General features: G+C 68.1%; 13 protein-coding genes and 1 tRNA gene. 9 read left to right on the top strand and 5 right to left on the bottom strand.

Annotation, left to right across the window (positions count from 1 at the left end):
• Positions 1–18: 18 nt before the first annotated feature.
• Both P6281_RS07510 and P6281_RS07515 read right to left on the bottom strand, forming a co-directional pair.
• On the bottom strand, positions 19–798 hold the full coding sequence (locus P6281_RS07510; protein WP_201358654.1) for an MmpS family transport accessory protein: 780 nt from the start codon (positions 796–798) through the stop codon (positions 19–21).
• A 63-nt stretch (positions 799–861) separates the two neighbouring features.
• The gene (locus P6281_RS07515; protein WP_041784848.1) at positions 862–1,518 is read right to left on the bottom strand and encodes an SACE_7040 family transcriptional regulator; all 657 of its coding nucleotides are present in this window, start codon (positions 1,516–1,518) and stop codon (positions 862–864) included.
• 195 nt (positions 1,519–1,713) lie between these two features.
• On the opposite strand from P6281_RS07515, the gene P6281_RS07520 reads away from it, so the two are divergent.
• The 8 genes from P6281_RS07520 to P6281_RS07555 all read left to right on the top strand — a co-directional run bounded on the left by P6281_RS07520 (position 1,714) and on the right by P6281_RS07555 (position 11,368).
• The gene (locus P6281_RS07520) at positions 1,714–3,303 is read left to right on the top strand and encodes a carboxyl transferase domain-containing protein (RefSeq protein WP_029385536.1); all 1,590 of its coding nucleotides are present in this window, start codon (positions 1,714–1,716) and stop codon (positions 3,301–3,303) included.
• 5 nt (positions 3,304–3,308) lie between these two features.
• Positions 3,309–5,306 (top strand): acetyl-CoA carboxylase biotin carboxylase subunit, encoded by a 1,998-nt coding sequence (locus tag P6281_RS07525; protein WP_201407324.1) that lies wholly within the window; start codon positions 3,309–3,311, stop codon positions 5,304–5,306.
• The gene (locus tag P6281_RS07530) at positions 5,303–6,469 is read left to right on the top strand and encodes an acyl-CoA dehydrogenase family protein (RefSeq protein WP_008255120.1); all 1,167 of its coding nucleotides are present in this window, start codon (positions 5,303–5,305) and stop codon (positions 6,467–6,469) included. Before P6281_RS07525 ends, P6281_RS07530 begins: the two co-directional genes overlap by 4 nt.
• Positions 6,466–6,975, top strand: coding sequence for a MaoC family dehydratase (locus P6281_RS07535; protein WP_009957496.1), 510 nt, complete (start codon positions 6,466–6,468; stop codon positions 6,973–6,975). Before P6281_RS07530 ends, P6281_RS07535 begins: the two co-directional genes overlap by 4 nt.
• A complete protein-coding gene (locus P6281_RS07540; RefSeq protein ID WP_014382158.1) occupies positions 6,972–7,793 on the top strand; it encodes an HpcH/HpaI aldolase/citrate lyase family protein in 822 nt (273 codons plus the stop codon). The genes P6281_RS07535 and P6281_RS07540 overlap by 4 nt, the downstream gene beginning before the upstream one ends.
• 249 nt (positions 7,794–8,042) lie before the next feature.
• Positions 8,043–9,125, top strand: coding sequence for a pyruvate dehydrogenase (acetyl-transferring) E1 component subunit alpha (gene pdhA / locus P6281_RS07545; protein ID WP_201406304.1), 1,083 nt, complete (start codon positions 8,043–8,045; stop codon positions 9,123–9,125).
• A 9-nt stretch (positions 9,126–9,134) separates the two neighbouring features.
• The gene (gene bkdB / locus P6281_RS07550) at positions 9,135–10,190 is read left to right on the top strand and encodes a 3-methyl-2-oxobutanoate dehydrogenase subunit beta (protein WP_324738689.1); all 1,056 of its coding nucleotides are present in this window, start codon (positions 9,135–9,137) and stop codon (positions 10,188–10,190) included.
• On the top strand, positions 10,187–11,368 hold the full coding sequence (locus P6281_RS07555; protein ID WP_324738690.1) for a dihydrolipoamide acetyltransferase family protein: 1,182 nt from the start codon (positions 10,187–10,189) through the stop codon (positions 11,366–11,368). Before bkdB ends, P6281_RS07555 begins: the two co-directional genes overlap by 4 nt.
• Before the next feature lie 16 nt (positions 11,369–11,384).
• Here P6281_RS07555 and P6281_RS07560 read toward each other — a convergent pair whose 3' ends face one another.
• The 3 genes from P6281_RS07560 to P6281_RS07570 form a co-directional block, all read right to left on the bottom strand.
• A complete protein-coding gene (locus tag P6281_RS07560; RefSeq protein WP_036458548.1) occupies positions 11,385–12,155 on the bottom strand; it encodes an enoyl-CoA hydratase in 771 nt (256 codons plus the stop codon).
• 419 nt (positions 12,156–12,574) lie between these two features.
• Entirely contained in the window at positions 12,575–12,985 is a 411-nt protein-coding gene (locus tag P6281_RS07565) for a hypothetical protein (RefSeq protein ID WP_026071477.1), read from the bottom strand.
• Positions 12,986–13,683: 698 nt separating this feature from the next.
• Positions 13,684–13,757: transfer RNA gene (locus P6281_RS07570), tRNA-Arg, on the bottom strand.
• Between the two features lie 186 nt (positions 13,758–13,943).
• Here P6281_RS07570 and P6281_RS07575 point away from each other — a divergent pair.
• Positions 13,944–15,191, top strand: coding sequence for an alpha/beta hydrolase (locus P6281_RS07575; protein ID WP_009955409.1), 1,248 nt, complete (start codon positions 13,944–13,946; stop codon positions 15,189–15,191).
• Positions 15,192–15,263: the final 72 nt, after the last annotated feature.

Genomic DNA, 15,263 nt, shown 5'->3' on the forward strand with positions numbered 1-15,263 from the left:
GTTCGCCTCGAGCGGGCCTCAGCCCCGAGCGTCGCAGATCGTCAGCCCCCCGCCGACGCGCTTGCTCACCTGAACCCCGTTGACGGTGACGGTGCAGGTGACGCTGTGCCCGATGTTGACGATCGTGACGTTGGCCGGGTGCGCGGCCGACTTCGCCAGGCTGACCTGCTTGCTCCACGGCAGCTCGACGTTGAATTCGGTCTGGATGAGGTCGCCGGTGTCGATGTACATGATGCTGATCGCGCGGCCTTCGCCCGTGACGGTGTAGACGACGTCTTGCATTGCCGCCGGACCCGTCGTCGAGGTGGGCAGCTCGGGGCTGCTCGTCGGGGGTATCGGCGCCGGGATGAGGGTCGGCGACTTACGCGCCGACGGGGTCGGGCTCTCCGGCGTCGTTTCTGGCATCGCCGGCAACGGCGGAACGGCGGTCTGGGTCTTGATCGCGTCGTTGGCGAGCGCCAGCGCAATCACCAAGGCGACGACCAGCAGCACCGCCGCGCCGGCGGCGATCCACAGCCAGCGCGGCGATTTCGGCCCCTCGGGGGGTGGGGGAGCCATGCCCCGCGAGTGCGGGTCGTCCGACGGCGGCAGGTCTTGCTGCCAATACGCCGGTAACCGCTTTGTCGTGTTCGTCTCGTTGGCGGTGGCCGCCCAGGGCGGCATCGTCCCGCCATAGGTGGGCGCGTACGGCGTCTGATCGGCGTACGCGGGGTCGGCGGGCGGCGCGTACCCGCGCTGTTGCGGCCCCGGTAGCGATGGACTAAACCGCTCGGTGGGACGTGAATCGTTCATGTCCACCTCATGGCTTGCAGGGTACCTGTGCGGGGCGCTGAAGCACTTACTCACCTTGTGGCGGGGAGCTCAGGGGCACTGGTTTCCGGCCTCGAGCGCGGCGATCGTCATCGCCCGCATGACTGCGCGCGATCGTGCGGCGCGCGCGCCCTTGCTGCGCGACGTATCGGGGGATTTCATGCTGTGCGGCGTCGAATTCAGCAGGCCGAACACGGCGTGCGCGGTCAGCCGGGCGTCGGCCTCGGCCAGCTCGGGGTTCAGTTCGCGGAGGACCCCCACCCAGACCTCGACGTATTGACGCTGCGCCTTGCGCACCTGCTTCTCGGCCGCCCCGGGCAGGTACGCCAGGTCGCGGTCCTGGATGCGGATCAGGTCGGGTTCGGTCAGGGCGAAGTCGAGGTGGAAGTCGATCAGGCCGTCCAGCGCGGCGGAAGCATCGGAGTTTCGGGCCCGCACCTGCCGGGCGCCGGCGAGCAGCCGGGTGCTGATGCCCACCAGCAATTCGACCAGAAGCGATTCCTTATTGGGGAAATGCCGGTAGATGGCGGGACCGCTGACGCCGGCCGCGGCGCCGATGTCCTCCAGTCGGACCGCGAGAAATCCGCGCTCGGCGAACAGCCGCTCGGCGGCGGACAGCAATTTTAGGCGGCGGTCGGATTTCAACTGGCTCCGACGATTTGGGGCCTCAGCGCCAGCGGCCTGGCCGTCGGAGGCAGACGCTGTCATGACGGACCTCCGTGTGGTGAATCGTCACCAACGTAGCACGAGTTATTCGCAATTAACTCGCGTTATTCGCCGGGCACGGTGCCCCCTGGACCGGCAACGCCGGCAATGGTATTCTCAGGCCCCGAGTTAATGATCATTAACTCAAAAGCTGGACCGCCCGACGGCAAGGAGGCTGCTGCGGCGATGGACAAGGTGATGACCTCGCCCGCGAAGGCTCCCGAGGCGTCGTTCGCCGATGAGCACCGCCGGCTGGTCGGCGAGCTGAACACCAGGCTGGCCGCGGCCGCGCTTGGCGGCAACGAGCGCGCGCGGGAACGCCACGTCAGCCGCGGGAAGCTGTTGCCGCGCGAACGGGTGGACCGGCTGCTCGACCCCGGCAGCCCGTTCTTGGAGCTCTCACCGCTGGCCGCCGACGGCATGTACGACGACGAATCTCCCGGCGCCGGCATCATCACCGGGATCGGCCGGGTGTCGGAGCGCGAGTGCGTGATCGTCGCCAACGACGCGACGGTCAAGGGCGGCACCTACTACCCGATGACCGTCAAGAAGCACCTGCGCGCGCAGGAGGTGGCGCTGCAGAACCGGCTGCCGTGCATCTACCTGGTGGACTCCGGCGGGGCCTTCCTGCCGCGCCAGGACGAGGTCTTTCCCGACCGCGAGCACTTCGGCCGCATCTTCTTCAACCAGGCGACCATGAGCGCCAAGGGAATTCCGCAAGTCGCCGCGGTGCTGGGTTCGTGCACCGCGGGCGGCGCCTACGTGCCGGCGATGAGCGACGAGGCCGTCATCGTGCGCGAGCAGGGCACGATCTTTTTGGGCGGCCCGCCACTGGTCAAGGCGGCGACCGGCGAGATCGTGTCGGCTGAGGAACTCGGCGGCGGCGACCTGCACTCCCGGGTGTCCGGTGTCACCGACCACCTCGCCGACGACGATGAACATGCGTTGCGGATCGTTCGCTCGATCGCGGCCACCTTCGGCCCGCGCGAGCCCAGCCCGTGGCAGGTGCGATCCCCGGTCCCGCCGCCGTGCGCGCAGACGGAGCTCTACGACGTGGTGCCGCCGGACCCGCGGGTGCCCTACGACGTGCATGAGGTCATCGTGCGCCTGGTCGACGGCGGCGAATTCAGCGAATTCAAGGCCAACTACGGCAAGACCCTGGTGACCGCGTTCGCCCACATCCACGGCCACCCGGTGGGGATCGTGGCCAACAACGGGGTGCTCTTCAGCGAATCCGCTTTGAAGGGCGCGCATTTCATCGAATTGTGCGACAAGCGCAAGATCCCGCTGCTGTTCCTGCAGAACATCGCCGGGTTCATGGTCGGCCGGGACTACGAGGCCGGCGGCATCGCCAAGCATGGCGCCAAGATGGTCACCGCCGTCGCCTGCGCCCGGGTGCCCAAACTGACCATCGTGATCGGCGGATCCTATGGGGCCGGCAACTATTCGATGTGCGGACGGGCGTACTCGCCGCGGTTCTTGTGGATGTGGCCCAACGCCCGGATCTCGGTCATGGGCGGCGAGCAGGCCGCCTCCGTGCTGGCCACCGTGCGCGGTGAGCAGCTCAGCGCGGCGGGCAAACCATGGTCGGCCGACGAGGAAGAGGCGTTCAAGGCGCCCATCCGCGGGCAGTACGAGGACCAGGGCAACCCGTACTATTCGACGGCCCGGCTGTGGGATGACGGGATCATCGACCCGGCCGACACGAGAACATTTGTCGGGCTTGCCCTTTCGGTGTGCGCCCAAGCACCGTTGGAACCCGTCTCCTACGGCGTCTTCCGGATGTGAGTGCAGTGTTCGAGACAGTATTAGTGGCCAACCGCGGCGAGATCGCCGTGCGGGTGATCCGGACGCTGCGCCGCCTGGGCATCCGTTCGGTGGCCATCTACAGCGATCCCGACGCCGGCGCGCGGCACGTCCTCGAGGCCGACGAGGCCGTCCGATTGGGACCGGCCGCGGCGCGCGAGAGCTACCTGAACATCGACAAGGTCGTCGAGGCGGCCGTGCGCACCGGATCTCAAGCGATCCACCCGGGGTACGGATTCCTCTCCGAGAACGCCGATTTCGCGGCCGCCTGCGAGCGGGCCGGTGTGGTGTTCCTGGGGCCTCCCGCCCAGGCGATTCAGGTGATGGGCGACAAGATCACCGCCAAGAACGCGGTCGCCGCCTTCGACGTGCCGGTGGTCCCCGGCGTGGCCAAACCGGGGCTGAACGACGACGCGCTGGTCGCGGCCGCCGACGACGTCGGATACCCGGTCTTGATCAAGCCCTCGGCGGGCGGCGGTGGCAAGGGCATGCGCCTGGTCGAGGAGCCGGCCAAGCTGCGCGAGGCACTCGTCAGCGCCCGCCGCGAGGCCGCCTCCGCGTTCGGCGACGACACCTTGTTTTTGGAGCGGTTCGTGTTGCGCCCCAGGCACATCGAAGTGCAGGTGCTCGCCGACACGCACGGCAACGTCGTGCACCTCGGCGAGCGGGAGTGCAGCCTGCAGCGGCGCCACCAAAAGGTCATCGAGGAGGCGCCCTCGCCGCTGCTCGACGAGGCCACCCGGGCGCGCATCGGCGCGGCCGCCTGTAACACCGCGCGCAGCGTCGACTACGTCGGCGCGGGCACGGTCGAGTTCATCGTCTCCGCAGAGCGTCCCGACGAGTTCTTCTTCATGGAGATGAACACCCGCCTGCAGGTGGAGCATCCGGTCACCGAGGCCGTCACCGGGCTGGACCTGGTGGAGTGGCAGTTGCGGGTCGCCGCCGGCGAGAAGCTGACGTTCGCCCAGGACGACATCGAACTGCGCGGGCACGCGATCGAGGCGCGGGTGTACGCCGAGGATCCGGCGCGCGGATTCCTGCCCACCGGAGGCCGGGTGCTGCGGGTCTTCGAACCCTCCGGCGACGGCGTGCGGGTCGACTCGTCGCTGCTGCCCGGCACGCTGGTCGGCAGCGACTACGACCCGATGCTGAGCAAGGTGATCGCCCACGGGGCCGACCGGGACGAGGCGCTGGCGATACTCGACCGGGCGCTGAGCCAAACCGCGATCCTGGGCGTGCAAACCAACATCGAATTTCTGCGGTTCCTGCTCGCCGACGAGCGGGTACGCGCCGGCGACCTGGACACCGCCCTGCTGGACGAGCGATTGGCGGACTTCGCGCCGCTGCCCGCCCCCGACGACGTGCTCGCGGCGGCCGGGCTCTATCGGCAATCGGCCCTGGCGTCGCGGGCGCGCCACTTCGCCGGCAATCCCTGGGCGGCGCCCACGGGATGGCGCGTGGGCGGCAGCGCGGCGCCGGTTCGCACCGACATGCGCACCCCGCTGCGCAGCGAGACCGTGTCGGTGTGGGGGCTTCCCGAGGCCGCCACGGTGCAGGTCGGCGACGGGGAAACCTGTTCGGCCGCTGTGCAAGTCGAGCCGGCACGAATGAGCGCGGTGATCGACGGCCTGCGCCGCGACTACCGGTGGGCCGAAGCCGACCGGCACCTGTGGATCGCCGACGAGCGGGGCACCTGGCACCTGCGCGAGGCCGAGGAGAACAAGATCCATCGCGCCGCGGGCGCGCAGCGGGCCGAGATCCTCAGTCCGATGCCGGGCAGCGTGATCGCCGTCCAAACCCCCTCCGGCACCGACGTTTCCGAAGGCGACGTGGTGGTCGTCGTCGAGGCGATGAAGATGGAACACTCGCTGGCCGCACCCGTTTCCGGGCAGGTGGAGGTGCTGGTCTCCGTGGGTGATCAGGTGACCGTGGATCAGGTGCTGGCCCGGCTGATCCCGGAAGAAGAAAGCAAGGACGAGACATGACCACATCCATAACCGCGGGGACCCTCCCCAAGGAATACGAGGACCTGCGCGACACGGTCGCCGAGTTCGCGCGCACCGTGGTGGCCCCGGTGTCGGCCAAACACGATGAGGAGCACAGCTTTCCGTACGAGGTCGTCGCGAAGATGGGGGAGATGGGCCTGTTTGGCCTGCCGTTCCCCGAGGAGTACGGCGGCATGGGCGGCGACTACTTCGCGCTGTCGCTGGCGCTCGAGGAACTCGGCAAGGTCGACCAGTCGGTGGCGATCACGCTCGAAGCCGGTGTGGGTTTGGGCTCGATGCCCATCTACCGGTTCGGTACCGAGGAGCAGAAGACCCGGTGGCTGCCGGACCTGACAGCCGGCCGGGCGCTGGCCGGCTTCGGGCTCACCGAGCCCGGCGCGGGCTCCGACGCGGGCGCGACCCGCACCACCGCCCGCCTCGAGGGCGGTGAGTGGGTGATCAACGGCAGCAAGCAGTTCATCACCAACTCGGGCACCGACATCACCTCACTGGTCACGGTCACCGCGGTCACCGGCAGCGTCGGGGGAGACAAGAAAGAGATCTCGACGATCATCGTGCCCAGCGGCACACCGGGTTTCACCGTCGAACCGGTCTATAGCAAGGTGGGCTGGAACGCGTCGGACACTCATCCGCTGAGCTTTGCCGACGCCCGGGTCCCGGAGGAGAACCTGCTGGGCGAGCGTGGACGGGGCTATGCGAACTTCCTGTCGATCCTGGACGAGGGCCGCATCGCGATCGCCGCGCTGGCGACGGGGGCGGCGCAGGGCTGCGTCGACGAGAGCGTCAAGTATTCCAAGGAACGTCAGTCGTTCGGCCAGCCGATCGGCTCGTACCAGGCGATCAGCTTCAAGATCGCGCGAATGGAAGCGCGTGCCCACGTCGCCCGCACGGCGTATTACGATGCCGCTGCAAAGATGTTGGCGGGCAAGCCCTTCAAGAAGGAGGCGGCCATCGCGAAGATGATCGCGTCGGAAGCGGCGATGGACAACGCCCGCGACGCAACGCAGATCCACGGAGGCTATGGCTTCATGAACGAGTACCCGGTGGCGCGTCACTACCGCGACAGCAAGATCCTCGAAATCGGTGAGGGCACCACCGAGGTGCAGCTGATGCTCATCGCGCGATCGCTCGGACTGTCATGACGGACGGCAACGAGGGCGGCAAGTCGGTTGTCCAGCGGGGCTTGTGGTTTGAAGAGTTCGAGATCGGCACCACGTACCTGCACCGCCCCGGCCGCACGGTCACCGAAGCCGACAACGTCTTGTTCACCACGCTGACCATGAACACCCAGTCGCTGCACCTCGACGCGGCCTGGGCGGCCGAGCAGCCGGGCTTTCGGGGCGAGCGCCTGGTGAACTCCATGTTCACCCTCTCCACCGTGGTCGGACTGTCGGTGTCGCAGCTGACGCTCGGCACCATCGTGGCCAATCTCGGCTTCTCCGAGGTGTCCTTCCCCAAACCCGTCTTCCACGGCGACACCCTGTACGCCGAAACCGTGTGCACGGCCAAGCGGGAATCGAAGAGCCGGCCCGGCGAGGGCATCGTCACCCTCGAGCACACCGGACGCAACCAGCACGGCGACGTCGTCGCGCGCGCCGCGCGCACCACGCTGGTCCAGAAACGCCCGTCCAACCAGGAGGCCAAGTGAACCTGCACGCCGCCGGCCCCGGATGGCTGTTCTGCCCGGCCGACCGGCCCGAACGTTTCGCGAAGGCCGCGGCCGCGGCCGACGTGGTGATCCTCGACCTCGAGGACGGGGTGGCCGAGGCGGACAAGCCCGCCGCCCGCAAGGCGTTGCAGGAGACGCCGCTGGACCCCGAGCGCACCGTTGTGCGCATCAACGCCGCCGACACCGACGAATACCCCCGCGACCTCGAGGCCCTGGCCGCGACCGCCTACACCACGGTGATGCTGTCCAAGACGGAATCGGCGGCGCAGGTGGAAGCGTTGGCGCCGCGCGAGGTGATCGCGCTGCTGGAGACGCCGCGCGGCGCGGTCTTCGCCACCGAAATCGCGGCGGCCCGGGGCACGGTTGCGCTGATGTGGGGCGCCGAAGACCTGGTCGCCACGCTCGGTGGTAGCTCCAGCCGCTGGGCCGACGGCACGTACCGGGACGTCGCCCACCATGTGCGGTCGACGGCGCTGCTCAACGCGTCCGCCTTCGGCCGGGTGGCGCTCGATGCGGTCCACCTGGATATCCGCGACCTCGACGGCTTGCGGGCCGAGGCCGAGGACGCCGTCGCGCTGGGGTTCGGCGGGACCGTGTGTATCCACCCGAGCCAGATCCCGGTGGTGCGCGAGGCGTATCGCCCCAGCGAGGACCGGCTGGACTGGGCGCGACGGGTGCTGGCGGCCGCGCGCAGCGAGCGCGGGGTCTTCGCCTTCGAAGGACAGATGGTCGACTCGCCGGTGCTCAAGCACGCGCAGATGACGTTGCGCAGGGCGGGTGAGACCGTCCCCGGCTGACCGTTTGATGGCTGTGCAGCGACACGTCGTTTGGGGCTCGCGCGACACGCTCCGCAGTCTTCGCAATCAACGCGGTGTCTTCTCATTTGAGGGCATAATGGGAAATACGCCAGTGTCGCGGCGAGCGAAGCCTTTCGTGTAGCTGGCGATCGACTTCCGCTCGCGGTAGGTCTCGGCTGACCGTTTGCTGTGACCCGCTGTGGCTCGCGGGGCCACGCGGCACCCAGCGAGGGAGGCGGTGTGGCGCAGATGTCTTCGATGCCCATGGCGGTCGACCTCGAGCCGGTCCAACTCGTGGCCGCCGATGGCTCGCCGACACCCGAACGCCGTTATGGCCGCGACCTTCCCGCGGAGACGCTGAGTTGGCTCTACGAGCTGATGGTGATCACCCGGGAACTCGACGCCGAATTCGTGAACCTCAAGCGCCAAGGCGAACTGGCGCTCTTTGCGTCGTGCCGCGGTCAGGAAGCCGCCCAGATCGGTGCGGCGGCGTGCCTGCGCAAAACCGACTGGTTGTTCCCCCAATATCGCGAGCTGGGCGCCTTTTTGGTGCGCGGCATCCCGCCCGGGCACGTCGGGGCCGTGTGGCGCGGAACCTGGCATGGCGGCCTGGAATTCACCAAGAAGTGCTGCGCCCCGCTCTCGATTCCGATCGGCACCCAGACCCTGCACGCCGTGGGCGCCGCGATGGCCGCGCAACGGCTGGGCGAAGATTCGGTGACGCTGGCCTTCCTCGGTGACGGCGCCACCAGCACGGGAGACGTGCACGAGGCGCTGAACTTCGCCGCCGTGTTCACCACGCCCTGCGTGTTCCTCGTGCAGAACAACCAGTGGGCGATCTCGACGCCGATCCACAAACAGACCGCCGCACCGTCGCTGGCGCACAAGGCGATTGGTTACGGCATGCCCGGAGTCCGAGTAGACGGAAATGACGTCTTGGCCTGCTACGCCGTGACGGCCGAGGCCGCCGCCCGTGCCCGCGCCGGCGGCGGCCCGACATTGATCGAGGCGATCACCTACCGGATGGGCCCACACACCACCTCCGATGACCCGAGTCGATACCGGACGCAGGACGAGGTCGATCACTGGGCGGCGCTGGACCCGATCGCGCGGTACCGCTGCTACCTGCGGGCCCAGGGCCTGTGGTCGGAACGCTTGGAGGAACGGGTCATTGGCCGCGCACAGCGGATGCGCACCGAATTGCGCGACGCGGTGGTCGATGCGCCCGATTTCGACATCGACGAGGTGTTCACCTCGGTGTACGCCGAAATCACGCCGGGACTGCAGGCACAGCGACAGCAGCTGCGAGCCGAACTCGACCGAAGCGATTGAGAGGCGTCAATGACTCAGCTCGCTGATCGTCCCACCGGCCACGACGAAACACTCACGGCGGCAGTGGAAAACGTTGCCCTCGGTGCGCAGTCGCTGACCATGGTCCAAGCGCTCAACCGGGCCCTGCACGACGCGATGGCGGCCGACGACCGGGTGTTGGTGTTCGGCGAGGACGTCTCCGTCGCCGGTGGGGTGTTCCGGGCAACCGAGGGACTGGCCGAGGCGTTCGGCGAGAGCCGCTGCTTCGACACGCCGCTGGCGGAGTCCGCCATCATCGGGATCGCGGTGGGGCTGGCGCTGCGCGGATTCGTGCCCGTGCCCGAGATTCAGTTCGACGGGTTTTCCTATGCGGCCTTCGACCAGGTGGTCAGCCACCTGGCCAAATACCGCACCCGCACCCGCGGCGAGATCAATATGCCGGTGACCGTCCGCATCCCGTCGTTCGGGGGGATCGGTGCCGCAGAGCATCATTCGGATTCCACCGAGTCGTACTGGGCGCACACCGCCGGATTGAAGGTGGTGGTGCCTTCCAGCCCCGCCGACGCGTATTGGCTGCTGCGCCACGCGATCGCCTGCCCGGATCCGGTCATGTACCTGGAACCGAAGCGACGCTACCAGGGCCGCGGCGTGGTCGACGCCTCCCGGCCCGCACCACCGATCGGGCGAGCGATGGTGCGCCGGCAGGGCACCGATGTCACCGTCGTGACCTACGGCAGCCTGGTCGGCACCGCCGTGGGCGCGGCGGAAGAGGCTCAGCGCCAACGCGGTTGGAGCCTGGAGGTCATCGACCTGCGCTCGTTGGTGCCCCTGGACTTCGACACCGTCGCCGCGTCGATCCACCGGACCGGGCGCTGCGTGGTGATGCACGAGGGACCCCGCAGCCTGGGGTTCGGCGCGGAGCTGGCCGCCCGCATCCAGGAGGAGATGTTCTACGAGCTGGAGGCGCCGGTGTTGCGCGCGTGCGGGTTTGACACCCCCTACCCGCCTGCGCGGTTGGAGAAGTGGTGGCTGCCCGGCCCCGACCGGCTGCTGGACTGCGCCGAGCGCGCCTTGGAACAGCCGTGAGCGCCCCGTCCGCGCAGGAGCGGGTCAAGCCGTTTCGGGTCCCCGACCTCGGCGAGGGGCTGGAAGAGGTGACGGTGACGCATTGGAACGTCGCGGTGGGTGACGACGTCGAGCTCAACCAGGTGTTGTGCACGGTGGAGACCGCCAAGGCCGAGGTCGAGATCCCCAGCCCGCACGCCGGACGGGTCGTCGAAACCAACGGCGCCGAAGGCGATGTGCTCAAGGTGGGGGAGGTGCTGGTGCAGATCGACACGACACCGCGCAGCGACGACCCACCGGCGGCTGAAACGGCGCCGCCCACACTGGTCGGCTATGGCGCCGATGCCGGCGTCGACAGCAGCCGGCGGAGCGGCCGCCCGCTGGCCGCCCCTCCGGTGCGCAAACTGGCCAAAGAATTGATGGTCGACCTGGCCTCGTTACCGCACCGCCCCGGTGCCGTCATCACCCGCGAGGACGTGCTGTCGGCGGCCGGCGGGACCGGGAACGGCGCCGATGTGCGATCGGTTCGTGGCGTGCAGGCCCGGATGGCAGAGAAAATGGCCCTGTCGCACAAGGAGATTCCAGCGGCGAACGTCACCGTCGAGGTGGACTGCACCGAGTTGGTGCGGCTGTCCGATCGACTCGGCGCGACGGACCAGAAGATCACACCCTTCGTGCTGACCTTGCGGCTGCTGGTCATCGCGTTGCGGCACAACGAGATCCTGAATTCGGCCTGGGTGGAGTCCCCGCAGGGTCCGCAGCTGCGCGTCGAACACCGAGTGCATTTGGGCATCGCCACGGCCACCGAACGCGGTCTGCTCGTCCCGGTCCTCGCCGACGCCCACGCCAAGACCACCCGCGAATTGGCCGCTCGCGCAGCAGAATTGATCGCCGGCGCACGTGCGGGTACCCTGACGCCGGGTGAGTTGCGGGGCTCGACGTTCACCGTCTCGAACTTTGGGGCGCTGGGTGTGGACGATGGCGTACCAATGATCAACCACCCCGAAGCGGCCATCCTCGGGATGGGAGCGATCAAGCCGCGACCGGTGGCCCTCGGCGCCGCGATCGTGGTGCGCCCGACGATGTCGCTGACCTGTGTGTTCGACCATCGCATCGCTGATGGCGCACAGGCGGCCCAATTCGTCTGTGAGTTACGGGATCTGATCGAGTCACCCGAAATCGCGCTGCTCGATTTGTGACCCGTCGGTCCGCCGGCTACCTGCGTTGCGCGGCGGCCAATCGCTGTGCGAATTCGGGTGATTGGATCGAGTGCGCCTGCGGCCCAAGCTCGGCGCGCATGGCTTGCTGGTGTTGCTCGTGGTCCAGCGAACCCGGACTGATGGTGGCGCGCATGGTCGCCTTGGTCGCCAGCACGACCTCGCGCGGCGCGCCCGCCGGCCCGGCGGCGAGCTCCAGCGCCGCGGCCACCGGATCGTCGGCGACACTGAGCGCCAGGCCATGGCGCACCGCGGCCTCGGCGTCGAAGCGCATGCCGAACAGCAGGGCCGCGCGGGCGGCCTGCGGCCCGACCGCGCGTTGCAACATCCACGTCGCACCGCCGCCCGGGTGGAGCCCCAGCTTCTGGAACCGCGCATCGAACAGCGCCGCGGGTCCGGCGATGCGCACGTCGGCGGCCAGGGCCAGATTCAGACCGGCGCCGACGGCCGCCCCGTTGACGGCGGCGATGGTGGGCAGCCGGCAACTACCGATGGCCATGAAGCCGTCGTACAGCTGCTGCAGGCCGGTTTCGGCCGCCCCGCCGCCGGCGGCGCCCAGGGCGCTGAGGTCGGCTCCCGCGCAGAACGCCTTGCCGGCCCCCGTGACCACCACCGCGTGCACGTCGTTATCGGCTTCGACCCGCTCGACGGCGTCGCGCAGCAGCCCCGACATCTCGGCGGTCACCGCGTTGCGCCGGTCGGGATCGTTGACCGTGATGAGCGCGACGCGGTTGTCGATATCGAGCAACACCAGATCGGACTGGGCCATGTCGGGCACCTCCGGCTTGGGGTTTGGTTTGCGGGACCGTCTGCCCGCCGGTTCGTTCGGCGGCGGAGTGACGGGCGAGGTAAGGGTACTGCGCGGCCGGTTGTCCGGCTCGGCCGGTGTGAGCGCGATTACCGACGGACGCGCGAGAAAGGGCGCTACGAAGAACATCGGCGATCGGTCGTATTGGACGTCTCGGCGGTTGGACGCCATTCACCGCCGAGCCGAGTTCGCCGGGCCCGAAGCGGTGCGCCGCGCCAATCTTTGCCGGTGCGACGGGGAAGTCGGAATCTACAATGCTGTGTTTATGAAAACGTTATTTGCAACTTCTGGGACTCTTCGTCCAATTTCCGGAATGACCTGCGCAAACGCATGACCTGCCCGGCCATTGGGCCCTGGGACCCGGGCGGACATGCGGGAGACTAGGACTCCGGTTTCGCCAACTTCTTGGCCAGCTCGTCGAGTTCGGCTTGACGCTCACGCACCGCACACGCCCGCTGATCGAAGCCCGCCCCCTGGAGGACGGTCCTCGGCGTGGCATTGCTACGCAACTTGATGTTGGCGTAATGGATTGCCGCATCGATCATTTCGATGTAGCGCTCCGCCTCATTCTCCGAGCAGGAGCCCTCGATCCGCTGGACTTCGTCCCAGCACGGATAGGAGGAATACCGCGCGTCGAGTTGCTGCTGTGATACCTGAGATCCGAAGTAACATCGCCAATCTCGGCTCAGCCAGCCCCTCGTTTTCACTTCGACTTTGATTCGACTTCCTACGCCGGCTATGAACCTCGGCTCTCCGACACGGACTACCGGCTGCCAGTCATTCGACGCCATATATCGCCAACCCCTCGAAGAGAAGACGCCCTAACTAATGATCTCCCCGAGGGCGTCAACTGCTCGTCACGACACGCTTCTCCCAGAATACTGAATCTGCAAACTTTGGATAGTCACTTTGACCAAGCCCGGTCGTCCGGTGGTATGCGGTCGGGCCGAATAGCCATTACCGCCGGTTCTAACGGTGCGTTCTGTGGCCGTTGATTTCCCCCCTAAATAGCGTCGTGACCTGCATCACCGCGCCAATCGACCGGGAATGTCCGACCGGTGCGGCGACGCATGACGCGTCCGGCTCCGCGCAATCCCGCTCTTACTTGAAAGCGAGAAGCTGGGCGGCAGTATGTCGCGGCCCACTGACCTCACAACGGCAAGTGGCGCAACAGGTTTTGGTCACGCCCGGCCGCCCCGCTCCGGCGGGATTTTCTGCCGTTTCTGCCAAACACCACCGCGGGGAATGCCGGCCGGGCATACGCTTTCCGGTTATGACCAGGGGGAAGAAAGTTCTGTTCGCGCTGGTCCTCGCATTCGCCGTCGCAACGACGTCGGTGAGCTGCTTACCCATTGACATACCCACCTGCCCGGCGGGCGGCGGTCCGGTCGGCTGCTGATCACCTGTGCTGTAAGGCCGGGGCCACCCCGTCGTCACGTGCTGCCGACGTAGCGGGATTCCCTGCGCCGCCCGCGGATTTGCCTGCCTGCGCCCCCGGCAGGATTCGAACCTGCGACCTAGGGATTAGAAGGCCCTTGCTCTATCCACCTGAGCTACGGAGGCAATGTGCAGGTCAGTCTATCCAACCGCACCCCCCGGCCCGATTCCCCGCCGCCACGCGCACGAAAAGCCTTCCCGCGCCGCGTTTATCGGTTATCGTGATGGACCTCGACACACGTACAACATCGGCCGGCAATCGGCCGTTAACCGCAGCGAGGCGTGTGCCTGACGTCGAGAGGTGACGTTGTCATGAGCGTGGCCAGTGACCTGACTTCGCGCTGTTCGTGGGCCGGCGCCCAGGCATCACGCCTGGCGGCCGACGCCAAAGTCGCCTATCGGGCCGGCAGCCTGCTGCTGCGAGGCGGCCCACTCGCGCTGGGCTTTTTCACCGGCTGGCTCTTCACCGAATTCCCGCCGCACGTCGTCACCGGTCATGCGCTGTCGCGGGTCGCGCATCCGTCGATCGGACGGGTCGGCAAGACGTTGGCCGCCCAGCGGGCGGATCAAACCCTCACCACCGCGCTCGAGGAGGCCTTCGGCCCCGGCTTCCGTGAACAGGTATGCCACCCGACCACCGTCGGGACCGTATGTGCCCCCCGCAGTGGCCTGTTGGGCAGGCCCGGGCCCCACCGCCGGTATGCGGCACAGACTTCCGACATCTCCTACGGCCCCCGCGGCCGCGACAACCTGCTCGACATCTGGCGGCGCGACGACCTGGCCCCCGGGTGCCGGGCGCCCGTGCTCATCCAGGTGCCGGGCGGGGCATGGGCGCTGAACGGCAGGCGCCCGCAGGCCTACACGCTGATGAGCCGCATGGTTCAACTCGGCTGGATCTGCGTGTCGATCGACTACAGCAAGAGCCCGCGCAGCGCCTTCCCCGCGCATCTCATCGACGTCAAGCGGGCGATCGCATGGGTCCGGGAGAACATCGCCGACTACGGCGGCGACCCCGACTTCATCGCGATCACCGGCGGGTCCGCGGGCGGGCACCTGGCCTCCCTGGCGGCGCTCACCCCGAACGACCCCGATTTTCAGCCCGGTTTCGAAGACGCCGACACCACCGTCCAAGCGGTCGCCCCCTACTACGGCGTCTACGACTTCACCGACTTCGACAACATGCACGAACTGATGCTGCCGTTCCTGGAGCAGTTCGTCGTGAAGGCCCGCTACGCCGACGAGCCGGAGCGGTTCACCGCGGCGTCGCCGATTTCCTATGTGCACCCCGACGCGCCGCCGTTCTTCGTGCTGCACGGTGAGAAAGACGAACTGGTTCCCAGTGGCCAGGCCCGCGCCTTCTGCGCGGCGCTGCGCGGGGCCGGTGCCGCCACGGTGGCGCACGCCGAACTCGCCAACGCGCATCACGCTTTCGACATCACCCCGACGGTTCGGTCGCGGCTGGCCGCCGACGCGGTCGCCGACTTCCTGGGTGTCGTCTACGGGCGGCGCGTCAGCTCGGTCCTGGATTCGCTGCCGCTGTCGGCCACTTCCGCCAGCTGACGGCCGGCTGAGCGCGCGCTGCAGTCCTCGCATCTCCTTTCACCAGCGGGGTAACCCGACTAGCGTTGTGGT

The organism is Mycobacterium sp. 5-140-3-2 (genome assembly GCF_035666375.1).
Classification (GTDB): Bacteria; Actinomycetota; Actinomycetes; order Mycobacteriales; family Mycobacteriaceae; genus Mycobacterium; species Mycobacterium intracellulare.